At 73.5% G+C, this 22,999-nt stretch carries 26 protein-coding genes; 14 read left to right on the forward strand and 12 right to left on the reverse strand.

All coding sequences use genetic code 11. The features are described 5' to 3' along the window. Position 1 precedes the first annotated feature (1 nt). Positions 2 to 1,060, reverse strand: coding sequence for an iron ABC transporter substrate-binding protein (locus GA0070614_RS23825; RefSeq protein WP_088978052.1), 1,059 nt, complete (start codon positions 1,058 to 1,060; stop codon positions 2 to 4). Between the two features lie 50 nt (positions 1,061 to 1,110). Next, on the reverse strand, positions 1,111 to 1,830 hold the full coding sequence (locus GA0070614_RS31245) for a DUF5753 domain-containing protein (RefSeq protein ID WP_331715116.1): 720 nt from the start codon (positions 1,828 to 1,830) through the stop codon (positions 1,111 to 1,113). Positions 1,831 to 2,366: 536 nt separating this feature from the next. On the opposite strand from GA0070614_RS31245, the gene GA0070614_RS23835 reads away from it, so the two are divergent. Together GA0070614_RS23835 and GA0070614_RS23840 are read left to right on the forward strand one after the other, a co-directional pair. Further along, complete coding sequence (locus GA0070614_RS23835; RefSeq protein WP_088978054.1) at positions 2,367 to 2,951, forward strand: HhH-GPD-type base excision DNA repair protein; 585 nt, start codon at positions 2,367 to 2,369, stop codon at positions 2,949 to 2,951. A gap of 55 nt (positions 2,952 to 3,006) precedes the next feature. Next, the gene (locus GA0070614_RS23840) at positions 3,007 to 4,203 is read left to right on the forward strand and encodes a low temperature requirement protein A (protein ID WP_088978055.1); all 1,197 of its coding nucleotides are present in this window, start codon (positions 3,007 to 3,009) and stop codon (positions 4,201 to 4,203) included. Positions 4,204 to 4,236: 33 nt separating this feature from the next. Here the strand turns inward: GA0070614_RS23840 and GA0070614_RS23845 are convergent, their stop codons facing one another. Together GA0070614_RS23845 and GA0070614_RS23850 are read right to left on the reverse strand one after the other, a co-directional pair. After that, a complete protein-coding gene (locus GA0070614_RS23845) occupies positions 4,237 to 4,542 on the reverse strand; it encodes a hypothetical protein (RefSeq protein ID WP_088978056.1) in 306 nt (101 codons plus the stop codon). Beyond that, positions 4,532 to 4,843 (reverse strand): hypothetical protein, encoded by a 312-nt coding sequence (locus tag GA0070614_RS23850; RefSeq protein WP_231933372.1) that lies wholly within the window; start codon positions 4,841 to 4,843, stop codon positions 4,532 to 4,534. Before GA0070614_RS23850 ends, GA0070614_RS23845 begins: the two co-directional genes overlap by 11 nt. A gap of 104 nt (positions 4,844 to 4,947) precedes the next feature. Here GA0070614_RS23850 and GA0070614_RS23855 point away from each other — a divergent pair, with 104 nt between their 5' ends. Continuing rightward, complete coding sequence (locus GA0070614_RS23855; RefSeq protein ID WP_088978058.1) at positions 4,948 to 5,304, forward strand: DUF3099 domain-containing protein; 357 nt, start codon at positions 4,948 to 4,950, stop codon at positions 5,302 to 5,304. A gap of 44 nt (positions 5,305 to 5,348) precedes the next feature. Here GA0070614_RS23855 and GA0070614_RS23860 read toward each other — a convergent pair whose 3' ends face one another. Next, on the reverse strand, positions 5,349 to 6,248 hold the full coding sequence (locus GA0070614_RS23860) for a carbohydrate kinase family protein (protein ID WP_088978059.1): 900 nt from the start codon (positions 6,246 to 6,248) through the stop codon (positions 5,349 to 5,351). Then, positions 6,245 to 7,174 carry a pseudouridine-5'-phosphate glycosidase gene (locus tag GA0070614_RS23865; RefSeq protein ID WP_088978060.1) on the reverse strand — a complete coding sequence of 310 codons (930 nt, stop codon included), beginning with the start codon at positions 7,172 to 7,174 and terminating at the stop codon, positions 6,245 to 6,247. Before GA0070614_RS23865 ends, GA0070614_RS23860 begins: the two co-directional genes overlap by 4 nt. 88 nt (positions 7,175 to 7,262) lie before the next feature. Between GA0070614_RS23865 and GA0070614_RS23870 the strand changes: the two genes are divergently transcribed. The 3 genes from GA0070614_RS23870 to GA0070614_RS23880 all read left to right on the forward strand — a co-directional run bounded on the left by GA0070614_RS23870 (position 7,263) and on the right by GA0070614_RS23880 (position 10,199). Then, the gene (locus tag GA0070614_RS23870; protein ID WP_088978061.1) at positions 7,263 to 7,481 is read left to right on the forward strand and encodes a DUF3039 domain-containing protein; all 219 of its coding nucleotides are present in this window, start codon (positions 7,263 to 7,265) and stop codon (positions 7,479 to 7,481) included. A gap of 40 nt (positions 7,482 to 7,521) precedes the next feature. Further along, complete coding sequence (locus tag GA0070614_RS23875; RefSeq protein ID WP_088978062.1) at positions 7,522 to 8,172, forward strand: trimeric intracellular cation channel family protein; 651 nt, start codon at positions 7,522 to 7,524, stop codon at positions 8,170 to 8,172. Between the two features lie 293 nt (positions 8,173 to 8,465). Then, positions 8,466 to 10,199: a DEAD/DEAH box helicase gene (locus GA0070614_RS23880; protein ID WP_088978063.1), complete on the forward strand. Its 1,734-nt coding sequence runs from the start codon at positions 8,466 to 8,468 to the stop codon at positions 10,197 to 10,199. 111 nt (positions 10,200 to 10,310) lie between these two features. Here the strand turns inward: GA0070614_RS23880 and GA0070614_RS23885 are convergent, their stop codons facing one another. Then, positions 10,311 to 10,544 (reverse strand): DUF7455 domain-containing protein, encoded by a 234-nt coding sequence (locus GA0070614_RS23885; RefSeq protein ID WP_088964796.1) that lies wholly within the window; start codon positions 10,542 to 10,544, stop codon positions 10,311 to 10,313. A 247-nt stretch (positions 10,545 to 10,791) separates the two neighbouring features. Beyond that, positions 10,792 to 12,396, reverse strand: a complete 1,605-nt coding sequence (locus GA0070614_RS23890) for an RNA polymerase sigma factor (protein ID WP_088978064.1) — start codon at positions 12,394 to 12,396, stop codon at positions 10,792 to 10,794. Positions 12,397 to 12,682: 286 nt separating this feature from the next. Between GA0070614_RS23890 and GA0070614_RS23895 the strand changes: the two genes are divergently transcribed. Further along, positions 12,683 to 13,501, forward strand: coding sequence for an inositol monophosphatase family protein (locus GA0070614_RS23895; RefSeq protein WP_088978065.1), 819 nt, complete (start codon positions 12,683 to 12,685; stop codon positions 13,499 to 13,501). A gap of 356 nt (positions 13,502 to 13,857) precedes the next feature. Here the strand turns inward: GA0070614_RS23895 and GA0070614_RS23900 are convergent, their stop codons facing one another. Next, positions 13,858 to 14,373, reverse strand: a complete 516-nt coding sequence (locus GA0070614_RS23900) for a LytR C-terminal domain-containing protein (RefSeq protein WP_172892624.1) — start codon at positions 14,371 to 14,373, stop codon at positions 13,858 to 13,860. A gap of 433 nt (positions 14,374 to 14,806) precedes the next feature. Here GA0070614_RS23900 and GA0070614_RS23905 point away from each other — a divergent pair, with 433 nt between their 5' ends. Together GA0070614_RS23905 and GA0070614_RS23910 are read left to right on the forward strand one after the other, a co-directional pair. After that, positions 14,807 to 15,103: a DUF4193 domain-containing protein gene (locus GA0070614_RS23905; protein ID WP_088978067.1), complete on the forward strand. Its 297-nt coding sequence runs from the start codon at positions 14,807 to 14,809 to the stop codon at positions 15,101 to 15,103. 246 nt (positions 15,104 to 15,349) lie between these two features. Continuing rightward, complete coding sequence (locus GA0070614_RS23910; protein WP_231933373.1) at positions 15,350 to 16,195, forward strand: hypothetical protein; 846 nt, start codon at positions 15,350 to 15,352, stop codon at positions 16,193 to 16,195. 4 nt (positions 16,196 to 16,199) lie between these two features. Here GA0070614_RS23910 and GA0070614_RS23915 read toward each other — a convergent pair whose 3' ends face one another. After that, a complete protein-coding gene (locus GA0070614_RS23915; RefSeq protein ID WP_088979622.1) occupies positions 16,200 to 16,694 on the reverse strand; it encodes a DUF3093 domain-containing protein in 495 nt (164 codons plus the stop codon). Between the two features lie 90 nt (positions 16,695 to 16,784). Here GA0070614_RS23915 and dut point away from each other — a divergent pair, with 90 nt between their 5' ends. The 4 genes from dut to GA0070614_RS23935 all read left to right on the forward strand — a co-directional run bounded on the left by dut (position 16,785) and on the right by GA0070614_RS23935 (position 19,275). Further along, positions 16,785 to 17,318 (forward strand): dUTP diphosphatase, encoded by a 534-nt coding sequence (gene dut / locus GA0070614_RS23920; RefSeq protein ID WP_088978068.1) that lies wholly within the window; start codon positions 16,785 to 16,787, stop codon positions 17,316 to 17,318. Between the two features lie 25 nt (positions 17,319 to 17,343). Next, positions 17,344 to 18,018, forward strand: coding sequence for a DUF3710 domain-containing protein (locus GA0070614_RS23925; protein WP_088978069.1), 675 nt, complete (start codon positions 17,344 to 17,346; stop codon positions 18,016 to 18,018). A gap of 196 nt (positions 18,019 to 18,214) precedes the next feature. Further along, complete coding sequence (locus GA0070614_RS23930; protein ID WP_088978070.1) at positions 18,215 to 18,595, forward strand: OB-fold nucleic acid binding domain-containing protein; 381 nt, start codon at positions 18,215 to 18,217, stop codon at positions 18,593 to 18,595. Beyond that, a complete protein-coding gene (locus GA0070614_RS23935; RefSeq protein WP_088978071.1) occupies positions 18,592 to 19,275 on the forward strand; it encodes a DUF3159 domain-containing protein in 684 nt (227 codons plus the stop codon). Before GA0070614_RS23930 ends, GA0070614_RS23935 begins: the two co-directional genes overlap by 4 nt. A gap of 60 nt (positions 19,276 to 19,335) precedes the next feature. Here GA0070614_RS23935 and GA0070614_RS23940 read toward each other — a convergent pair whose 3' ends face one another. After that, positions 19,336 to 20,025, reverse strand: a complete 690-nt coding sequence (locus GA0070614_RS23940; RefSeq protein WP_088978072.1) for a potassium channel family protein — start codon at positions 20,023 to 20,025, stop codon at positions 19,336 to 19,338. 3 nt (positions 20,026 to 20,028) lie between these two features. Continuing rightward, positions 20,029 to 20,694 (reverse strand): potassium channel family protein, encoded by a 666-nt coding sequence (locus GA0070614_RS23945; protein ID WP_088978073.1) that lies wholly within the window; start codon positions 20,692 to 20,694, stop codon positions 20,029 to 20,031. Positions 20,695 to 20,856: 162 nt separating this feature from the next. Here GA0070614_RS23945 and GA0070614_RS23950 point away from each other — a divergent pair, with 162 nt between their 5' ends. Further along, on the forward strand, positions 20,857 to 22,929 hold the full coding sequence (locus GA0070614_RS23950) for an APC family permease (protein WP_088978074.1): 2,073 nt from the start codon (positions 20,857 to 20,859) through the stop codon (positions 22,927 to 22,929). The last annotated feature ends 70 nt before the right edge of the window (positions 22,930 to 22,999 follow it).

Here is a 22,999-nt window from a genome sequence, read left to right on the forward strand (position 1 = left end):
GTCAGGGGACGAGCCCGGAGTCCTTGATCAGGGTGATCGTGGCATCCAGGGTGTCCAGGTCGTTGAGGTCGATGTCGGGGCTGTCCAGGTCGGCCAGCGGCGGCACGCCGGCCGGGGCGGCGACGCCGCTCACCACCGGGTACTCGAACGTCTGCTCGGCGAAGTACTTCTGCGACTCCGGGTTGAGCAGGAAGTCGATGAAGGCCCGGGTGTCCGGGTCCTCGGCGGAGCGCTTGAGCACGCCCACGCCCGCGACGTTGACCAGCGCACCGGTGTCGCCGCCGGGGAAGAAATGCAGCTTCGCCTTGAGACCGTCCGGCGTGGTGCCCTTCTCCTTGGCGATCTCGCCGACGTAGTAGTGGTTGACCAGGCCGACCGGGATGGTGCCCTTGTCGACGTCCTCGACGATCTTGACGTTGTTGTCGCGGATCTGCGGCTCGTTGGCCTTCAGGCCGGCGAGGAAGTCCTTGGCCTTCTGGTCGCCGTGCTGCACCCGGATCGCGGTGACGAACGCCTGGAACGAGGCGTTGGTCGGGGCGATGCCGACCTTGCCCTTCCACTTCGGGTCGGTCAGCTCGAAGACCGACTTCGGCAGCTCGGCGGCGGGCACCTGGTCGACGTTGTAGGCCAGCGTCCGGGAGCGGGCGCTGACGCCGACCCACTGGCCGTTGCGCGCCCGGTACGCCTGCGGCACCTTCTCCAGGTCGGCGGCGGGCAGCGGGGCGAACAGGTCGCGCTTGGCGACCGCGCCGAGGGCTCCGGCGTCCTGGGCGAAGAAGGCGTCGGCGGGCGACTTGTCGCCCTCCTCGAGCAGCTGCGCCGCGAGCTGGGCGGTGGTGGCGTACCGGGTCTTGACGGTGATGCCGGTCTGCTGGGTGAACCTGTCCAGCAGCGGCTTGACCAGGTTCTCGTTGCGGCCGCTGTACACCGTGATGGTCTTGTCGCCGGGCTTGCCCGGGTCCCCGGCGTCGTCCTCGCCGGAGCCGCAGGCGACCAGGCCGAACGAGAGCAGGCCGGCGGCGGTGAGGGCCGCGAGAGACCTGCGGGCGGGGACGGGCACGACGTACTCCTTCGCTCGGTCGACGGGCGGCCCCGTCGACGCTCACGAAGTTAGCACAGCCTAACCTCAGACTCGATCGGCCCTGGTGGCAGGTGGGGCGGCCCACACGGCCCCTGCGGTCCGCGTTGCCGGCCGCCCGCGACCGGTGGGGCGGCTGGCACTGGCCCGCGGTGCGGGTTGCCGGCTGCCTGCGACGGGCGGGGCGGCTGGCACTGGCCCGCGGTGCGGGTTGCCGGCTGCCTGCGACGGGCGGGGCGGCCGGCACCGGCCCTGCGATGCGGGTTGCCGGCCGCTTGCGAGTGATCCGGGGGTGGCGGCTGCCGCCGTAGCCGGGCAAAATCTGCCGAAGGGCAGGAAGCAGCCCGAATAGGATGATCTGGGCCGGCCCTCCCGCCTCCGAGGCACATCCCGGCGTCGGTCGGCACCACGTGCACCTGGATGTGCTCTCGCTGGGCCAGCTCCGCGAGGTGGTCGAGTTGCTCCGCCATGAGGCCCGGCTGGTCGAGCACCGGCCGGCGGAGCACCGTCTCGTCCACGACGGCGATGAGTTGGGGCGGCTGCTCGCGGTGCAGCACGGCCTGTCGCTCCAACCTGGCCGTGACGAGCCGGTCGACCTCCTCCGTCGTGAACCGGCCGCCGGCGAGGGTGGCCCGGGCGTACCCGGGGTGGTCGTCCGTCCGGGGCGTCCGGAGCGGGCGGGCGTCCGGGCGGGGGCGTCCGGGCGGGCGGCCGTCCGGGGCGAGCGGGCGCCTGGGCAGGCGGGCGTCCAGGGCGGGCGGGTGCCTGGGGCGACGTCCGGGCGAGGGCCGGGCCCTGCCGCCGGGAGCAGTGGGAGGGGCCTGCGGCCACTACAGACTTGAGCACATGGATGAATCGCCCGCCGTGATTCATCCATGTGCTCAAGTCTGTAGCGTCTCGAACCCCTACCCGCTGCCGGCTGCACACCGCCGTGCGGTGCCGGGCCGGGCTGTGCCGGGCCGGGCTGTTTCGGGCTGGGTCGCGCTGGGCTGGGCTGGCCGCGCCGGGCTGGGGGCCGCGCCGGGCTGGGGGCCGCGCCGGGCCGGGGGCCGCGCCGGGCCGGGCCGGGCCGGGCCCGGCTGGGCTGGGCAGGGTCGCGCCGGGCTTTGGGCCGCGCCGGGCTATGCCGCGCCGGGCTGGCTGGGCCGGGCTGGGCTGGGTCGCGCCGGGCCGGGGCCGCGCCGAGCTGGGTCGCGCCGGGCCGGGGCCGACCGGGGCACCGGCGGTGGCAGCTCGTCACCGCGTGTCGGGCGGCTACCCGGGCAGCCGCGCGGACCGGTGCGGAAACATGACTGCCATGGCACTCTCGCTTCCGATCGACCCCGCGGCCAACGACCTGCTCAACCGCAACCCCCTGGCCCTGCTGACCGGGATGCTGCTGGACCAGCAGATCCCGATGGAGAAGGCGTTCTCCTCCCCGTACGTGCTCAGCGAGCGCCTCGGCCACGACCCGGACGCCCACGAGCTGGCCGGGTACGACCCGGAGGCGCTGGTGCAGATCTTCGCCCGGCCGCCCGCGCTGCACCGCTTCCCGAAGGCGATGGCCGCCCGGGTGCAGGAGATGTGCCGGGCGCTGGTCGACCGGTACGACGGCGACGTCACGCGGCTCTGGTCGGACGTCGCCGACGGCCGGGAGCTGCTGCGCCGGGTCGGTGAGCTGCCCGGGTTCGGCCGGCAGAAGGCGCAGATCTTCGTCGCCCTGCTCGGCAAGCGCTACGACGTGCGTCCGGCCGGCTGGCGGGAGGCGGCCGGCGGCTACGGCGAGGAGGGTGCCCACCGGTCGGTGGCCGACATCACCGACGCGGAGTCGCTGCGCCGGGTTCGCGAGTTCAAGCAGGCGGCCAAGGCGGAGGCGAAGGCCGCCAAGGGCTGACGCAACCGCTCGCGTGCCCCGCTCGTTGAGAACCCGACGGTGGGGGCGGTGGACGATGGCGCACGGGCGGGGCGAGGCGCTGCTGCGCGGCGGGATGAGTTCGGCCCGGGCCACCTTCCTGGAGCTCTTCTTCGACCTGGTCTTCGTCTTCGCCCTGACCCGGATCAGCAAGCGGCTGATCGACGACGTGACGGCCGGCGGCCCGGACGTGCTCCGGCAGGTCGCGCAGACCGTGATCCTCTTCCTCGCGCTGTGGATCGTCTGGTCACTGACCGCCTGGGTGACCAGCCGGTACGAGCCGGACAACAGCGCCATCCAGTTCGTGGTGGTGGCCTCCATGTTCGGCAGCATGGTGATGGCCGTCGCGACACCGCGCGCGTTCGCCGAGCGGGCGGTGCCGTTCGCGCTGGCGTACCTCGCCGTGCAGGTCGGTCGTCCGCTCTTCCTCACCCTGGCCCTGCGCGGACATCCGCGCCGGACGGTCACCGGACGGATCCTGATCTGGTCCGCGGTCGGGGCGGTGCCCTGGCTGATCGGCGCGCTGGTGCCGTCGGCCCGGGCGGTGCTCTGGACCCTCGCCCTGGCCTGGGACTACGCCGGGCTGGCGCTGGGTTGGCCGATCCCCGGGCGCGGATCGGTGCGGGCCTCGGGCTGGGTGGTGATGGGCGAGCACCTGGTCGAGCGGTACCAGCAGTTCTTCCTGATCGCGCTCGGGGAGACCGTCCTGGTGATCGGGATGACGTTCAGCGGCGCGGCCTTCTCGGCGGCCCACGCCTCGGCCTTCACCCTGTCGTTCCTGATCACGGCACTGCTCTGGTGGATCTACTTCCACCGGGCCGGGCACGTGCTCGCGGCGGCGATCAGGGCGGCCCGCTCCCCAGGGCTGCTCGGGGAGTCGGCGAGCTGGACCCACCTGGTCATCGTGGCCGGCGTGCTGCTCACCGGAGTCGGGTACGAGCTGGTCATCGTCGACCCCTACGAGCGGACCGCCCTGTCCTGGGCGCTGTTCGTCCTCGGCGGGCCGGCGCTCTTCCTGGCCGCCCGGGCCCGCTTCGAGTACGAGATCTTCGGGCGGGTGTCCCGCAACCGGGTGGTCGGGGTGGTGCTGCTGCTCGGGCTCGTCCCGGTGGTGCTGCGCCTGCCGTCGATCGGCACGCTGGCACTGAGCGCCGTGGTGCTGGCCGGGATCGCCGTCGCCGACGCCGCGCGGGCCCACGGGCGTCCGCTGGAGCAGCCGGCATCGCCGCTGTAGTCAGCGGGGCCGGCGGGGCGGGCCCGGCGGCGGTCAGGCGGCGGTGGGACGGGAGAGCGAGGCCAGGGCGCGCCGCACGTCGGCCAGGGAGACGGTGGCCGAGTCGTCCAGGTCGGCCAGGCCGGCCTCGATCCACTGCCGCATCAGCGTGGTCACGCCGATGCCCCGGGCCTCGGCCGCCGCTCGCACCCGCTCGTACGTCTCCACGGGCAGGCGTACCGACCTACTGACCATCGGCACGTCGGTGTCGGGGGTGGGCAGCTCCACCGGCTGGCTCTCGTCGATCAGCTCGGCGAGCGCCTCGCCGTGGAACCGCTTGGTCGCCTCGTCACGGTTCATCGTGACCGCCTCCTCGTCGGCGATCCCTCCGCACGGCCTCGTCGTAGCGCTTGGCCTCGACGTCGCTCAGTTCGCGGGCGGAGAGGATGTCCCAGTCGTTGTCGGTGCCGTCGGCCTCGGCGAGCAGCACGGCCAGTCGTCGGCCGCGGCGGGTGGCCGCGTAGACGACCATCACGTCGTCGCCCAGGTGCCGGATCACCCGGCGGGTGCTGTGCAGGGCCTCCCAGACTTCCCCGGGCGCGACGTCGTAGACCCGCAGGTTGGCCAACGCCTCGTCGGTGAAGCTGTACCGGCTGCCCACGGGCGGAGCGTACCACGGGCGTAACACGCATGCGATCGCGTCGATTGTCGCTGATCACGGCAGGGGAGTGACAGGATGGGGCGTACCCCTCGAGGAGGTCCGTGGTGAAGCGTCAGGCGTACCAGCCGATCCTGATCACCGACGCCGCACGCAGTCAGGACGATCAACTCACCAGTCGGCAGAAGCGGTACGTGCTGATGATGGGCGTCCGGGTGGCCTGCGTGATCGCCGGCGCGATCCTGGTCGGCGTGAAGGCCCCACTGCTCTGGCTCTGGCTGCCCCTGGTCGGTCTGGGCATGATCCTCATCCCCTGGCTGGCCGTGCTGCTGGCCAACGACCGCCCGCCGAAGGAGCAGCACCGGCTCGCCGGGAAGTTCCAGCCCCGCCGCCGGGACGACACCCCGCCGATGAGCCTGGCCGCCGAGGAACGGCCGCACAAGGTCATCGACGCCGAACCGTGACCGGTGGCCGGACGCGCCCCGCCGCGCCCGGACACCCGTGACGGTCAGCCCGCCGGCCGGGCCCCGACCGTCGACACCGCCAGCGCGCCGAGGTCGCCGGCGCGCGTCAGTGCCGCCCTCGGGGTCGCCCCGTCGAGCCAGGCGGCCAGTAGGCCCGCCGCGAACGCGTCCCCGGCGCCGGTGACGTCGACCACCGCCACCCGCCGCGACGGCGCGACGCTCACCGTCGCGCTCCGGTCGAACCAGACCGCGCCGGCGCCACCCCGCTTCACCACCACCCGCCGCGCCGAGGCCGACAGCACCCGCGCCTGCGCCCCCGGGTCCAGCCCGCCGGCCAGCACGCCGGCCTCGTCCGCGTTGACCAGCAGCAGGTCGACGTCGCGGACCCAGGACAGGAACGCCGCCGCGCCGACCCGCCGCAGCGGCGCCGCGGAGGCCGCGTCGACGCTGGTGGTGAGCCCACGCTCGCGCGCCACGGCCAGCGCGGCCAGCCCGGCCGGTCGCGACGCGGCGTCCAGCAGGCAGTACGCGGACAGGTGCAGGTGGGCGGCGTCGGGCGCCGCCGCCAGGGCCCGCTCGACGTGCCCGGCGGTCAACCGCAGGTTCGCGCCCCGCTCGGTGACCATCGTGCGCTCGTCGCCGGTGGCCAGCACGATCACCGTGCCGGTGGTCGCGCCCGGATGCACCTCGATCGCGCAGTCCACCCCGACCCGCTCCAGCTCGGCCACCCGGTCCCGGCCGGCGCCGTCGTCGCCGACCGCGCCCACCAGCGTCACCGGCACCGCCAGCGCGGCCAGCCAGGCCGCGGTGTTCGCCGCCTGGCCGCCCCCGCTGACCTGGATGGTCGCCGGGGTGTCCGAGCCGGTGGCGAGCGGGCCGGCCAGCACCGCCACCACGTCGGTGATCAGGTCACCGACCACCACCACCCGGGCGGGGCGGGTCATGCCGCGCGTCGGCGGGCCGCCGCGGCGACGGCGATCCGGGCGGCCAGGTCGGCGTTGCGCAGGATGATCCGCACGTTGACCGCCAGGCTGGCGCCCTCGGTGGCCGAGTGGAAGTGGGCCAGCAGGAACGGGGTCACCGCCTTGCCGGTCACCCCGTCGCGCTCCAGCAGGGCCAGGCCCTCGGCGAGGGTGCGGTCGTGCAGCGCCGGGTCGAGCTGCTCGTCGACCGGCAGGGGGTTGGCCACGATCAGTCCGCCGTCGTGCACGCACTGCTGCTCCCGGGCGACGAGCACGTCCGCCACCTGCTCCGGGGAATCGACCGACCAGTCCAGGTCGAAGCCGGCGTCGGTGAGGTAGAAGCCGGGGAAACGCCGGGTCCGGTAGCCGACGACGCCGACCCCGAGGGTCTCCAGCCGCTCCAGGGTGGCCCCGACGTCGAGGATCGACTTGACCCCGGCGCAGACCACCGTGATCGGCGTCCGGGCCAGGGTGACCAGGTCGGCCGACTCGTCGAAGCTCTGCGCCGCCTCCCGGTGCACCCCGCCGAGCCCACCGGTGGCGAACACCCCGATCCCCGTCGCCGCGGCCACCGCGCTGGTCGCGGCCACCGTGGTGGCGCCGTCCGCGCCGGTCGCGGCGGCCACCGCGAGATCGCGTACGGACAGCTTGCTCACCCCGTCGGTGGTGGCGAGCCGGGTCAGCTCGGCGTCGTCGAGGCCGACGACGAGTTCGCCGCGGACCATGCCGATGGTGGCCGGGACCGCCCCGGCGGCGCGGACGGCGTGCTCGATCTCACGGGCCACGCGCAGGTTGTCCGGTCGAGGCAGACCGTGCGAGACGATGGTGCTCTCCAGGGCGACGACGGGGTGACCGTCGCGCAGGGCGTCGGCGACCTCGGCGCCGAGACGGGTGTGAAAGTTGGTCACCTCGGTTACCGTACGGGCCGCCGCCGGGTGGGGCTGAGGTGGACCCGGCCCCTGCGACCTGCCAAACTGGAAAGTTGGAGGTGTAGACGTGAGCACACAGATTCTTGAGCGTCCCGAGCTGAAGGACGCCGACACCGGTCCCGAGATGTTCCACTACGTCCGTAAGGAGAAGATCGCCGAAAGTGCCGTCATGGGCACCTACGTCGTGGCGCTCTGTGGCGAGACGTTCCCGGTGACCAAGGCGGCCAAGCCCGGCTCTCCGGTCTGCCCGAAGTGCAAGGAGATCTACGACTCGTACGCCGAGTGATCCTCCGACGGCCGCTCCGGCGCCCACGTAACCTTCGGCGGTGACCACCTCCACCGCCCTGCTCTTCGCCGACCTCACCGGAGTGGCCGTCTTCGCCGCCTCCGGGGCCTCCGCGGCGGTGGCCAAGCGCCTCGACCTCTTCGGAGTCGTCTTCGTCGGCTTCGTCGCCGCCCTCGGCGGAGGGATCTTCCGGGACCTGGCCATCGACGAGGTGCCCCCGCTGGCCTTCGCCGACTGGCGGTACGCCACCACCGCCGCGGTCACCGCCGCCGCCGTGTTCTGGCTGCACCCCCAGTTCGCCCGGCTCCGGACCACGGTGCTCGTGCTGGACGCCGCCGGACTGGCCCTGTTCACCGTCACCGGCACGCTCAAGGCCCTCGACGCGCAGGTGCCGGCCGTCGGCGCCTGCGTCATCGGCATGCTCACCGCGATCGGCGGCGGGCTCGGCCGGGACCTGCTCACCGCCGAGATCCCGGTGGTGCTGCGCCGGGAGATCTACGCGGTCGCCGCCCTCGTCGGGGCGATCGCCGTGGCGCTGCTGGACTCGCTGGGGCGCGCCGACACCCTCTGGCTGACCGCGGCGGCGGTGCTGGTCTTCGTCCTCCGGCTGGTGGCCCTGCGGCGACGCTGGTCCGCGCCGATCGCGACGCTGCGCCCCCCGAAGACCGGCGTCCGAGGCCCCCAACCCTGACCCCCCACGTCCCCGCCCGCCCCGCCCCCCGATCTGCCCGCGATTTGCGGCGTGTCGCGGTGTCGCTGGCGTCGGATGCCGCGACGCGCCGCAAACGGCGTCGGCCTGAGGGTGCCGGCGGTGGGCGGGGGTGGCGGATGTGACCAGCGTGGCGTCGAGTGGGGAGACGGGCCGCCGCTGGTTATGCTGAGTCGGCCTTCGCGGCACCCGATGCGCGAGGGCCTTTTCATGGGCGGCGGTACCCGTGGCCCTCGGCCGGGGCCCGCCGTCGTGCGGTCGGAGAGGAGCTACGCGTGGCACCCCGGTTGCCGGCGCTCGAGTCGTTCCCACCCCTGCGTGCCTGGCAACGCAAGGCGATGGTGGAGTACCTGCGCCGCCGGACCGAGGACTTCACCGCGGTCGCCACCCCCGGCGCGGGCAAGACCACCTTCGCCCTGCGGATCGCCGCCGAACTGCTCGTCGACGGCACCGTCGAGGCGGTCACCGTGGTCGCCCCGACCGAGCACCTGAAGACCCAGTGGGCCGAGGCCGCGGCCCGGGTCGGCATCCACCTCGACTCCGCGTTCCGCAACGCCGACGTGCACTCCTCCACCGACTTCCACGGCGCGGTCGTCACGTACGCCCAGGTCGGCATGGCCCCGCACGTGCACAAACGGCGCACCCTGACCCGGCGCACCCTGGTCATCCTCGACGAGATCCACCACGCCGGCGACTCCCGTACCTGGGGCGACGGCGTCAAGGCGGCCTTCGAGCCCGCGGTACGCCGGCTGATGCTCACCGGCACCCCGTTCCGCTCCGACGACAACCCCATCCCGTTCGTGGAGTACGAGCGCGGCGGCGACGGGCTGCTGCGCTCGCGCGCCGACTCGGTCTACGGCTACTCCGACGCGCTGCGCGACGGCGTCGTGCGGCCGGTGCTCTTCCTGGCGTACTCGGGGGAGACCCGGTGGCGCACCAACGCTGGCGACGAACTGGCCGCGCGACTGGGCGAGCCGATGACCCAGGACCTCGTCGCGCAGGCCTGGCGCACCGCCCTCGACCCGGCCGGGGACTGGATGCCGCAGGTGCTGCGGGCCGCCGACGCCCGGCTCACCGTGCTGCGCAACGCCGGCATGCCCGACGCGGGCGGCCTGGTGATCGCCAGCGACCAGCAGAACGCCCGCTCGTACGCCAAGCTGATCGAGCAGGTCACCGGGGAGAAGGCCGCGGTGGTGCTCTCCGACGACGTGGGCGCCTCCGCCCGGATCGCGACGTTCGCGGCGTCCGAGCAGCGGTGGCTGGTCGCCGTCCGGATGGTCTCCGAGGGCGTCGACATCCCCCGGCTCGCCGTCGGCGTGTACGCCACCAGCGCCAGCACCCCGCTCTACTTCGCCCAGGCGATCGGACGCTTCGTGCGGGCCCGCCGCCCCGGGGAGACCGCCTCGGTCTTCCTGCCCAGCGTGCCGCACCTGCTCGGGCTGGCCAGCGAGATGGAGGCCGCCCGGGACCACGTGCTGGGCAAGCCCAAGGACCGGGAGGGCTTCGACGACGACCTGCTGGAGCGCGCCCAGCGCGACGAGCAGGCCAGCGGTGAGCTGGAGAAGCGGTTCACCGCCCTCTCCGCGACCGCCGAGCTGGATCAGGTGATCTTCGACGGGGCGTCGTTCGGCACCGCCGCCCAGGCGGGAACCCCGGAGGAGGAGGAGTACCTGGGCCTGCCCGGGCTGCTCACCGCCGACCAGGTCTCGATGCTGCTCACCAAGCGGCAGGCCGAACAGCTCGCCGCCCAGCGCCGCCGGACCGCCACCCGGGCCGCTGAGCCGGCCGCTGAGGCGTCCGCCCCGCCGGCCGCGCCGATGAGTGCCGCCCAGCGTCGGGTGGCGCTGCGTCGCCAACTCAACGCCCTGGTGGCCGCCCGCCACCACCGGACCGGCCAGCCGCACGGCAAGATCCACGCCGAGCTGCGCCGGCTCTGCGGTGGCCCGCCCAGCGCCCAGGCGACCATCGAGCAGCTCGAAGAGCGCATCGCGACCGTGCAGACCCTCTGACCGGTTCGCCCTTCGCCGTCGGCGCGGGGCGCGGGGGATGCGAAAAGCCGACCGGAGGTGCCCTTTCGGGTCACCTCCGGTCGGCTATGTCGTCGCCCTGCGGTTGCGGATTCAGTTCGCCATCAGATCGGCGCCACGCCAGCTGAACTCCGGGTCCGTCGCGTACTTCACGGTGATCTTCACGAGATCCTCCGCGTACTTGTTCGCGTGGTGCCCACAGAACACCAGCTCGCTCCCACCCGCCAGAGTGATCCGGAGCTTGCCGGCAGCATTGCAGCGGTCGCACCGTTCATCGGCGGCTGGGGGAGCCACCGTCTCGGGCGGCGGCGTGAGGGTCGGGGTCATCGCCTTCCTCCTCTGGTCGTCACCGATGAACACTCTCTTCGGTCGTTGCTCACCCATCGTGCAACACCCTTGCCGGGCCCTGCCTTCCCTGTGTGCCCGCGGGCGACCGAGGTCACACATGACGGGAAGACAGTGTGCCGTGTGCCAAGGGTGCCACGTCAACGATCACAAACGGGCAACCGACCGATCACCTTTGAGTGTTCTACGGCTGGTGATCAAACCGACACGGTTGGTTGACGTGATGGGGTCAGTCCAGGTAATCCCGGAGCACCTGCGAGCGGGACGGGTGCCGCAGCTTGGACATCGTCTTGGACTCGATCTGCCGGATCCGCTCCCGGGTCACCCCGTACACCTGGCCGATCTCGTCCAGGGTGCGCGGCTGGCCGTCGGTCAGGCCGAAGCGCAGGCGTACCACGCCCGCCTCACGCTCGGAGAGCGTCTGCAGCACCTGCTGGAGCTGGTCCTGCAGCAGCGAGAACGAGACGGCGTCGACCGCGACCACGGCCTCCGAGTCCTCGATGAAGTCACCGAGCTGGCTGTCACCCTCGTCACCGATGGTCTGGTCCAGCGAGATGGGCTCCCGGGCGTACTGCTGGATCTCCAGCACCTTCTCCGGTGTGATGTCCATCTCCTTCGCCAGCTCCTCCGGGGTGGGCTCGCGGCCCAGGTCCTGGAGCAGCTCACGCTGGATCCGGCCCAGCTTGTTGATCACTTCGACCATGTGCACCGGGATCCGGATGGTGCGGGCCTGGTCGGCCATGGCGCGGGTGATCGCCTGGCGGATCCACCAGGTGGCGTACGTGGAGAACTTGTAGCCCTTGGTGTAGTCGAACTTCTCGACCGCGCGGATCAGACCGAGGTTGCCCTCCTGGATCAGGTCCAGGAACGCCATGCCACGGCCGGTGTAGCGCTTGGCCAGCGAGACGACCAGCCGGAGGTTCGCCTCCAGTAGGTGGTTCTTGGCGCGCTCGCCGTCGCGGGAGATCCAGCCCAGGTCCCGCTGCATCTCGCGGGTGAGCTTCTCCTCGCCCTCCTCGGCCGCCCGCAGCCGCTCGGCGGCGTAGAGCCCGGCCTCGATCCGCTTGGCCAGCTCCACCTCCTGCTCCGCGTTGAGCAGCGGAACCTTGCCGATCTGCTTCAGGTACGCCCGGACGGAGTCGGCCGACGCGGTCAGCTCGGCGTCGCGACGCGCCTGCTTGAGCGCCTCGGACTCCTCGTCGTCCCACTCGAAGTCGTTGTCGCTGGCCGACGCGGCGGCGTCGGTCGCGGCGGCCTGGGCCAGCTCGGCCGGCTCCTCGACCACGACGTCCTCGATCTCGGCCGCGAGCTCCTCGGGGTCGATCTCGCCCTCGGCGCCCTCGCCCTTGGCCTTGCCGGCGGCCTTGGTGGCGCCGGCGGCGGCCACGGTCGCCTTGGTGGCGCGGGTGGACTTGGTCGCCTTCGCGGCCGGCGCGGCGGCCTTGGCGGCCACCCCGGCGGTGGTGGCGGCCTTGCGGGCCGTCGCCTTGCGCGGGGCGGGAGCCGGGGCCTCGTCGGCGGCGGGCGCCTGCTTCGGGGCGGGCGCGGCGGCCTTCTTGGTGGTCTTGGCGGTGGTGGCCCGGGAGGCGGGGGTGGCGGACCGGGCCGCGGCGACCCGGCGACGGGTGCTGGCCGAACCGTCCACGACCACGGTCACTCCCGCCTCGGAGAGCGCCCGCAGGATCTTCTTGGCCTGGGCCGGGGTCACCTCGGCGGACTCGACGGTGCGCGCGAGCTGGGCCGACGTCAACTGGCCGCCGGCGCTCTGCGCGTGGGCGATCAGGGTGTCGGTGAGCGAGCGAACGTCGGCGCCGGTCTGGCGGGGTTCTGTCACGAATGACCTTCCGGAGGCGAAGAGCGAGCACGGCCGGGTCGTCCGGCGCAGCGTGGGGCACCGTGCCGGGCGATGTCGTTGAGAGACCCCCGTGTCCCGGGCCGGCCGGTGGCTGGCGGTCCGTGGCGCGTGGGCAGGGTGAATTGTAACGCCGTCTGCGGCGATCATCCTGCGGCGCACGGCGTACCGGCGGTGGGACCGCCGATTGGGCGCAGTTGTGGACTTTGTAAGGATGATAACCACGCGTGCGGCGGGACGTCCCGATCGTGCGGGAAGGGGACGAATCATGACTCGTTCGGTGCCGCCGCCGGCGGAGCTGTTGGAGATCGCTGTCGAGGTCGCCCGGGACGCGGCCGCCACCGCGTACCGGATGCGCGCCGAGGGGGTGTCGGTCGCCGCGACCAAGAGCACCGTCACCGACGTGGTGACCGCCGCCGACCGGGCGGTGGAACGGCAGGTCCTCGACGCCCTGGCCAAGCAGCGCCCGGACGACGCGGTGCTCGGGGAGGAGTACGGCGCGGCGGAGGCCGCCGCCGCGCCGAGCGGGGTCCGCTGGGTCGTCGACCCGATCGACGGCACCGTGAACTACCTCTACGCGATCCCGTACTGCGCCGTCTCGCTCGCCGCCGAGGTCGACGGCGAGGTGGTCGCCGGGGTGGTCCGCAACATCTTCACCGGCGAGGAGTGGACCGCCACCGCCGGCGGCGGCGCCTGGCGGGACGGTCGGCGGCTGCGCTGCTCCACCGAGACCGACCCGGGGCAGGCGCTGGTCGCCACCGGCTTCGGCTACGACCCCGGACGCCGCTCGCACCAGGCCCGGGTGGTCGCCGAGCTGATTCCGCACGTTCGCGACATCCGCCGGCTCGGCGCCGCCGCGCTGGACCTCTGCCTCGCCGCCGAGGGACGGGTGGACGCGTACTACGAGAAGGGACTGGCCGCCTGGGACCTGGCCGCCGGCGGGCTGGTCGCCGCCGAGGCCGGGTTGCGGGTCACCGGGCTGCGCGGCCGGCCGCCCGGGCCGGACCTGGTGATCGCCGCGCCGCCGGCACTGTTCCAGCCCCTGCACGACCGCCTCGCCGACCTGGACGCCTCCGGCGGCCCCTGAACCGCCACGGATGCCTCTCCGTCCGCCCGGCGGGCTCCGGCCGGGCCGCGTATCCGTGCGGCGGGGCTCCGGCCGGGCGGCGGATCGAGGCGGCGGGCTCCGGCCGGGCCGCGGATCGAGGCGGCGGGCTCCGGCCCGGCCGCGCCGTGTCCGCCGCGCGGACACGCCGCCGGGCCCGGCGTGCGGGTGGTGGGCGGACCCGTCGACCGGCCCGCGAGGCACCCGCACCGTGATCCGCCGCCTGCTGCCCGACGTCGAGGACGACGGCCCGGTGCGCGCCCGGTGACGACAGGACGGCGGCGTCCGGCACGGGGACGCCGCCGTCGCGGCCTGTGGCGGGTGGCCCCGCCGGGTGGTTACTTGTCGACCGGCATCGGGCAGGTACCGGGCGGCGCCTCCGGCGAGCCCAGGTCGCCGAGGGACTGGTTGACCTCGGTGGTGGTGGCGAGCTGCTGGAATCCGCTGCCGAGCACCACGTCGACCGTGTCGTCCTTGCGCGTGGCGTCGTACTTGGTGTCGGCGTTGTTCAGGAAGTAGGCGCGCAGCAGGTGCGCGGAGCCGACGCCCTTCGGGCCGAAGCGCAGGACGGCGACGCCGTCGACGTCCTTCGGGGCGTTGCCCACCTTCTTCACCTGGAACTTGCGGTTCTTGAAGTCGTCCGCGACCGCGCCGGCCCGGCCGATCTCCTCCGAGGCGTTGAAGACGTTGATCTTGACGTCCTTGGGCTCGCGCAGGGTCACGTCGGCCCGCGGCCAGTCCTCGGGGCAGCCGCCGGCCAGCCCGGCCTCGCCCTGGCTGTCCTTCACGACGGCGACGACCACGAAGACCAGGGCGACGACCGCCAGCAGACCGACGACAACGAGTGCTCGCACTCGCGCAAAGCTCATCAGGGCGCTCCCCGGACAGTGGTGGGTGGCGGCGGCCGCCGGCGGTCGGACCGCCCCGCCGGCCGTCGAGTACGCCGCTGAGGTTAACGGTTGTCCGACCGTGGCGTGGAAACAGTCCGACATGCCGGCGCGCCATCCGGGAAGCGGGTAGTACTACCCCTATCTTCGTGTCGCCTGAGTCACATTGGGAACAACTCGGGGTGCGGGGGCGTACATCTCAGCCGCGAGGGCGGTATACATGCCTCGCCCGGAGGGGGGTAAGGTTCCGCGCTCGCCGGGGGAGTCCCCTGGCGGCTCCGGCCCGAACGGCCGTCGGGTCGGGTGACCGACACAAATGGTGGCCGGCCATGGGAACCGAAACAGCGTCGCCCGGCGTTACAACCGGCAGCGACAATATCGATATGGGAGAGTGAAACCGATGGCCACCGACTACGACGCCCCGCGTCGCGACGAGGTCGACCTCGGCGAGGACAGCCTGGAAGAGCTCAAGGCCCGGCGGGTCGACTCACAGTCGGGCGCCGTGGACGTCGACGAGGCCGAGGTGGCCGAGAGCTTCGAGCTGCCCGGTGCCGACCTCGCCGACGAGGAGCTGACCGTCAAGGTCCTGCCGATGCAGGAGGACGAGTTCCGTTGCGGCCGCTGCTTCCTGGTCCACCACCGCAGCCAGCTGGCGGTCGAGCGCAACGGCGACCTGATCTGCCGCGAGTGCGTCTGACCCCGACCGCGTACACCGGCGGCGGCCTCCTCGACGGGGCCGCCGCTGTCCGAGCTGCCGTGCGCCGGCGGCGGGGAGCTGCTTGACTCGTAACGGGCGGGCAGCACGCCGGCGGAGCCTCGGGAGGTCGGACGGATGAGTGAGCGGACGGGTCGGTCCGGCATGGACGGTGCCTCCGGTGGCGACGCGCGTCCGGACGGCCCCGGCGCCGCCGGGGACCCGGGTGCCGTCCGACCGGACGACGCAATGACGTCCGCCGCCGCACGACCGGACACCGACGCCCGCCGGGACGCGGGTGCCATCCCGGGCGCCGGTGGGGACCGGACCGGCACGACGGACCCGGCCCGCGACGAGCTGGGCGCGACGGTGGCAGCGCTCACCGCCGACGACATCGAGCCGGCCCGCCGCCGCCAACTGCTCACCCGGCTGGTCGCCCAGGCCCGGACGCGAGGGCTGGCCGACCTGTTCAAGCCGAAGGCCGCGCTGCGCTGGATGACCGACACGATCGCCGACGTCGCGCCGCACGTGCCGATCCGGGACCTGGCGACGCTGCGCGCCCACTTCCCCGGACTCGACGACGAGGCCGTCGCGGAGCGGCTGGTCCGCAACGCCGCCCGGGTCACCGCCGGGGTCGGCGCGGCGGGCGGGGGAGTCGCCGCGGTCGAGTGGACGGTCACCCCGACCCTGCTCTCCGCCCCCGTGCTGCTGGCCGCCGAGACGGTCGCGGTGGTGGCCGTCGAGCTGAAGCTGATCGGCGAGCTGCACGAGGTGTACGGCGCGCCGCTGCCCGCCGGTGGCACCCAGCGCACGGTCGCCCTGGTGCAGTCGTGGGCCAGCCAGCGGGGGATCAACCCGATGATGCCCGGGGTGGGGGTCGGCGCCGTCCTCGGCACCGCCGCCCGCAAGGAGCTGCGGGACACCCTGCTCAAGCGGTTCGGGCGCAACCTGACCACGCTCGGCCCGTTCCTCACCGGCGCCGCCGTCGCCAGCTACCTCAACCGGCGGGCCACCCGGGCCCTCGGCGACCAGCTCCGCACCGACCTGCGCAAGCAGCGCCGGGCGCTGCCCGGCGGGCGTACCGCGCTGCCCTGACGGCTCAGCCGGCGTCCCGCGCGGCCAGGATCGCCCCGGCCAGCTCGACCGGGTGCCGGGTGCTCACCACCCAGAACGGGGTCGGATCGGCCGGGTCGTCCAGCACCACCTGCACCGCGCCGGAGACCCAGGGCCGCTGCACCACGAAGGCGAGCGGGTCGGATCCGACGCCGAGCACCTCACGCCGTCCGGCCGCGTCCAGCGGGATCGCGTCGGCCACGTACCGCACCGGCAGGCGGGCGTCGTCGACCCGCAGCTCGCCGTCGCGCACCTCGACCCGGACCCGGCCCAGCCACCACAGCCCGGCGGCGGTCGCCGGGGGCAGCAGCACGAAGGGCAGCCAGGCCCGGACGCCGGACGCGCCCATCCACACCTCGACCGCGAGCAGCGTGGCCAGGGCCAGGCCGGCCAGCCAGAACCACCACGGCAGCCCGAGCCGCTCGGAGTGCTGCCCGGCCGCCGCGGTGCGCGGCGGCGGTGACGACGCAGAAGACGACAGGCTCACTCCTGCCAGGGTACGGCGCACGACGGCCCTCCGACCCGGCAGGATGGCAGGGTCACCCCGCGAAACGGACGGAAGAGGGGAACCGTGACCCACGTCGTGCCCGTGCCCGTACGGCAGCTCGACCCGGAGCTGCCACTGCCCGCGTACGCCCATCCCGGCGACGCCGGCGCCGACCTGGTGGCCGCCGCGGACGTCGAGCTCCCGCCCGGCGGCCGGGCCCTGGTCCCCACCGGAGTGGCGCTGGCGCTGCCGGAGGGGTACGTCGGCCTGGTCCACCCGCGCTCCGGTCTGGCCGCCAGACTCGGTGTGACGGTGCTCAACGCGCCCGGTACGGTCGACGCCGGCTACCGGGGTGAGATCCTGGTCAACCTGATCAACCATGATCGGGTCACACCGGCGAAGATCTCCCGTGGCGATCGCATCGCGCAGCTCGTTGTGCAGCGGGTGGAGCGGGTCGATTTCCAGCCGGTGGCCGAGCTGCCCGGGTCCCGGCGTGGCGCCGGCGGGCACGGCTCGACCGGCGGGCACGCCGGTCTGGTGCCGCCACCCGGTGGCCCGGCCGGACGGCCGGAACTCGCCGGCCGGGCGGGCGGGCGGACGGAAGAGGTGGCAGGGTGAGTGCGAACAGCGGAGGGTGGGCGAAGTGATCTTCAGCCGTAAGCGGGCCGATGCCGGGCGGCACGCCCGCGACGAGCGGGCCGCCGAGGTCCTCGACTCGTACGACGCCGAGGGGACGACGGCGGGCACGTCGCGCGGCCCCTACGACATCTCGGAGGCGCCGGACGACGTGCAGCGGCTCGATCTGGGCAGCCTGCACATCCCGGCGGTGCCGGGTGTCGAGGTGCGGGTGCAGGCCGACCCGCAGGGCGTCATCCAGCAGGTCGTGCTGGTGCACGGGGAGAACGCGCTCCAGCTCGGGGTGTTCGCCGCGCCGCGCTCGGAGGGCATCTGGGACGAGGTGCGCGAGGAGATCCGCCAGTCGCTCTTCGCCGACGGCGCCGCCGCCCAGGAGGTCCAGGGCGAGTACGGCCCCGAGCTGCACGCCCGGGTGCGTACCCCGGACGGCCTGACCGACCTGCGCTTCGTCGGCGTGGACGGGCCGCGCTGGATGGTCCGCGGCGTCTACCAGGGCGCCGCCGCCACCGACCCGGCCGCCGCGGGTCCGCTCGCGGTGTGCCTGGAGGGGCTGGTGGTCGACCGCGGGCATGAGGCGAAGCCGGTGCGCGAGCCGCTGCCGCTGCGGCTGCCCCGCGAGGTCGCCGAACAGGAGCAGGCCGCCGCGAACGGCGCGCCGGCGCCCGCCCCGCGCGAGGCCTGACCAGCCGCACGATCGTCACCGGGCCCGGCGTCGTCCACCGACGTCGGGCCCGGACGCGTTCCGGCCCGCCCCTGCGCGCCGGACGCCCGACCCGCCGACGGGCCGAACCGGCGTACGCTGGCGGGACGGTCCCGGCATCCCGGGCCGGACAGCGCCGGGGCGTCCCGGCCGGTGTGGAGAGGGTGACGCGGAGGTCATGTCGACCGACGAGGGCCGAGGGTCGCTCCGGCGGATCCTGCGCCGGCTCACCGCGAGCGAGGCCGAGATCGAGGCGCAGGAACTCCAACGGGAGAGCGCCGAGTCCGGCGGCACGCCGGCCCGGCAGTGCTGCCGGGGTGAGGTGGTGTCGGTCGCCGGGCGGCTGCGCACCGTGGTCTACACCCCACGGACCAACCTGCCCACGCTGGAGGCGGACCTCTACGACGGCAGCGACGTGGTGACCCTGGTCTGGCTGGGGCGGCGGCACATCGCCGGAATCGAACCCGGCCGGCACCTGACCGCCCGGGGCCGGATGGCCGTCCGCGACGACCGCAAGGTCATCTACAACCCGTACTACGAGCTGGAGTCGCCGAAGTGACGACCGGACAGCATCCCGGCGCCGAGCCGCGCACCGACGCGATGGAGGACGAGCGGCTGCCCAGCATCGCCGAGCAGATGGCCGACCAGCTCGGCGGCTGGCGGGGGCTGGTCGAGTCCAGCATCCCCGTGGTCGTCTTCGTGCTCGCCAACATCATCGGGGAGCTGCGCCCGGCGGTGATCGCCTCGGTGGCGGTGGCGGTGGCGATCGCCGTCGTCCGGCTGGCCCAGCGCCGCCCGATCCGGCACGCGGTCAACGGGCTCTTCGGCGTCGCCGTCGGCGCCGCCATCGCCTGGCGCACCGGCGACGAGCGGGACTTCTACCTCCCCGGCATCCTCTACGGCATCGCGTACGGGGTGGCGCTGCTGGTCTCGGCGGCGATCCGGCAGCCGATCGTCGGCTGGATCTGGTCGGTGCTGGTCGCCAAGGGGCGCTCGGAGTGGCGCGACGATCCGGTGCTGGTCCGCACCTTCACCCGGCTCACCGTGCTCTGGGGCGTGGTCTGGCTGGCCAAGGTGGGCGTGCAGGCCGGGCTCTACCTGGCCCACCAGGACACCGCGCTGGGCGTGGCCCGGCTGGCGCTGGGCTACCCGCCGTACGCGCTGCTGCTGCTGATCACGGTGTGGACCGTCCGCCGGGTGACCCGGCAGACCGCGCCGCAGCCGCTGCCCGGCGCCTGAGCCGGCCGGACGCCGGCGGCGCCTCCGGCGAGGGGGCGGAACCCCACCGGGCGCGCCGGCTCACCTGCTGTTGCGGGTCCGCTCGACGCTGTCCGGCCCGAGGATGACCGCGCGGACGTCGTCCTCCACCTCGGCGGTGCACACGAAGATCAGCTCGTCGCCGGCCTCGATCGGGTCGTCCGGGCTGGGCACCAGCACCCGCTTGCCGCGCAGGATCGCCACCAGGGCCGCGTCCCGGGGGATCGGCACGGCGTGGATCGGCTGCCCGACGTAGGGCGCGGTCGGCGGCAGGGTGATCTCGACCAGGTTCGCCTCACCCTGGCGGAAGGTCATCAGCCGGACCAGGTCGCCGACGGTGACCGCCTCCTCGACCAGGGCGGCCATCACCCGTGGCTTGCTGACCGCCACGTCGACGCCCCACTGCTCGGTGAAGAGCCACTCGTTCTCCGCGCGGTTGACCCGGGCGACCACCCGGGGCACCGCGAACTCGGTCTTGGCCAGCAGCGACACCACCAGGTTGACCTTGTCGTCGCCGGTGGCCGCGACCACCACGTCGCAGCCGGCGACGTCGGCCTCCTCCAGGCTGGCCAGCTCGCAGGCGTCGGCCAGCACCCAGTCGGCGGCGGGCACCCGGTCCGGGCGGAGCATCCGGGGCTGGCGCTCGATCAGCATCACCTGGTGGCCGTTCTCGATCAGTTCCTGGGCGATCGAGCGGCCCACGTTGCCGGCGCCGGCGATGGCGATCCGCATGACTCAGTGCCCTCCTTCGGGCGGCGTCGCGGCCACCGCGGTGACCGAGGCGGCGATGTCGTCGGTGACCAGCATGTACAGCTGGTCGCCCTCCTGCACGACGGTGGACCCGTTGGGCAGGGTGCCGATGCCGAAGCGGGTGAGGTACGCCACCCGCGCCCCGGCCGCCGCCTCCAACTGGCGCAGCGGTCGCCCCACCCAGTCCTTGTGCACCGGCACCTCGATGATCGAGACGGTGCTGGTCGGGTCGCGGAAGATCTCCACGTTGCCCTCGGGGACGAGGTGCCGCACCATCCGGTCGGCCGTCCAGCGCACGGTGGCCACGGTGGGGATGCCCAGCCGCTCGTAGACCTGCGCGCGACGCTGGTCGTAGATCCGTGCCGCCACCCGGGAGACGCCGAACGTCTCACGGGCCAGCCGGGCGGAGATGATGTTGGAGTTGTCGCCGCTGGAGACGGCGGCGAAGGCGTCCGCCCGCTCGATGCCGGCCTGGCGCAGCACCTCGCCGTCGAAGCCGGCCCCGGTCACGGTGATGCCGGCGAAGTCGGGGCCGAGGCGGCGGAACGCGTCGGCGTCCTGGTCGATCACCGCCACCGAGTGCCCCCGGGACTCCAGGCTGTGCGCGAGGGTCGAGCCGACCCGACCACAGCCCATGATCACGACATGCACGGTGTCCCTCCCTGGTGCCGCCCGTCGACGGCGGGCGGCGTCGATTGCGAGCCTGCCACGTCCGGCGCGCCGGCGGGGGATCGAACGGTACCGCGCGGACCCCGGTCGCTGTGATCAGGCACCCCCGGCCCCTCGACCGTGATGGTCGTACCCTTAGCGCTTGTGGCCAGTCCCACCTCGCTGCTGAAGCGACTCCTCGTCGGTCGACCGTTCCGGTCCGACCGGCTGCGGCACACCCTCCTGCCCAAGCGCATCGCCCTGCCGGTGTTCGCCTCCGACGCCCTCTCCAGCGTCGCGTACGCGCCCGACGAGATCCTGCTGACGCTCTCCATCGCCGGGGCGTCGGCGTACCTCTTCTCCCCGTGGATCGCGCTCGCGGTCGTCGTGGTGATGCTCACCGTGGTGGCCAGCTACCGGCAGAACGTGCACGCGTACCCCTCCGGCGGTGGCGACTACGAGGTGGCCACGGTCAACCTGGGTCCCCGGGCCGGGCTGGCGGTGGGCAGCGCGCTGCTCGTCGACTACGTGCTGACCGTCGCGGTGTCGGTCTCCTCCGGGGTGGCGAACCTGGGCTCGGTGGTGCCCTTCGTGGCCACCCACAAGGTGCTCATCGCGGTGATCGCGGTGAGCTTGCTGACCGCGATGAACCTGCGCGGGCTGCGCGAGTCCGGCACCGCCTTCGCGATCCCCACCTACGGCTTCATCATCGTCATGGGCGGGATGATCCTCACCGGGCTGATCCGGGTCCTCGTGCTCGGCCACGACCTGCGCGCCCCGAGCGCCGGGCTGGAGATCCAGGCCGAGCACAGCGTGACCGGCCTGGCGCTGGTCTTCCTGCTGCTGCGCACCTTCTCCTCCGGCTGCGCCGCGCTCACCGGCGTGGAGGCCATCTCCAACGGCGTGCCCGCGTTCAAGGCGCCCAAGAGCCGCAACGCGGCGACCACCCTGCTGCTGCTCGGCACCATCTCGGTGAGCATGCTGGTCGGCATCATCTGGCTGTCCCGGCTGACCGGCCTGCAGTTCGTCGAGGACCCCGGGCTGCAGATCGTCTCCGGCCCCGAGGGGTACGTGCAGAAGACCGTCACCACCCAGCTCGGCGAGACCGTCTTCGGCTCCGGCTCGCTGCTGCTGTTCGTGGTGGCCGGGGCGACCGCGCTGATCCTCTTCCTGGCCGCGAACACCGCGTTCAACGGCTTCCCGGTGCTCGGCTCGATCCTGGCCCAGGACCGCTACCTGCCCCGCCAGCTGCACACCCGGGGCGACCGGCTGGCCTTTTCCAACGGCATCGTCTTCCTCGCCGTCTTCGCGATCGTGCTGATCGTCGGCTTCCAGGCCGAGGTCACCAAGCTCATCCAGCTCTACATCGTCGGGGTGTTCGTCTCCTTCACGCTCTCCCAGGCCGGCATGATCCGGCACTGGAACCGGCACCTGCGCACCGAGCGCAACCACGAGGCGCGGCGGCGGATGATGCGCTCCCGGGCGATCAACACGTTCGGCATGGCGATGACCGGCGCGGTGCTCGTCGTCGTGCTGGTCACCAAGTTCCTGCTCGGCGCGTGGATCGCGATCGCCGCGATGGCGGTGATCTACCTGCTCATGCTGGCCATCCGGCGGCACTACGACCGGGTCGCCGAGGAGCTGGAGCCGACCGAGATGCGCGGCGTGCTGCCCGCCCGCAACCACGCGATCGTGCTGGTCAGCAAGCTGCACCAGCCGACCCTGCGGGCCATCGCGTACGCCCGGGCCACCCGGCCGGACACGCTGACCGCGGTCACCGTCAACGTCGACGACAAGGACACCCGCCAGCTCCAGGAGGAGTGGGAGCGGCGTGAGCTGCCGGTCCCGCTGACCGTGGTCGACTCGCCGTACCGGGAGATCACCCGGCCGATCCTCAACTTCGTCGCCAACACCCGGCGCGAGTCGCCGCGCGACGTGGTCACCGTCTTCATCCCCGAGTACGTCGTCGGACACTGGTGGGAGAACCTGTTGCACAACCAGAGCGCGCTGCGGCTCAAGGGACGACTGCTCTTCGAGCCCGGCGTCATGGTCACCAGCGTCCCGTGGCAGCTCGCCTCCACCGCCAACAAGAACCTCGACCGGCTGGACGAGACGCTGAGCCGTACCCCGGCCCGGGGTCCCCGGGTGGCGCCGCGCAGCACCCTGCCGCCGAGCGTCCCGCCGGTGACCTCCGCCCCGCCCGGCGAGAGCGGCCCGAGCGCCGGGGACCGCCCGTGACCGCCGGACGCGACGCGGACCGTCCCGGAGCCGGCGGCGCGGCGACGACGGCCGAGCAGGAGCGGCGGAC

Origin of the sequence: Micromonospora coxensis (assembly GCF_900090295.1) — a bacterium.
Taxonomy (GTDB): domain Bacteria; phylum Actinomycetota; class Actinomycetes; order Mycobacteriales; family Micromonosporaceae; genus Micromonospora; species Micromonospora coxensis.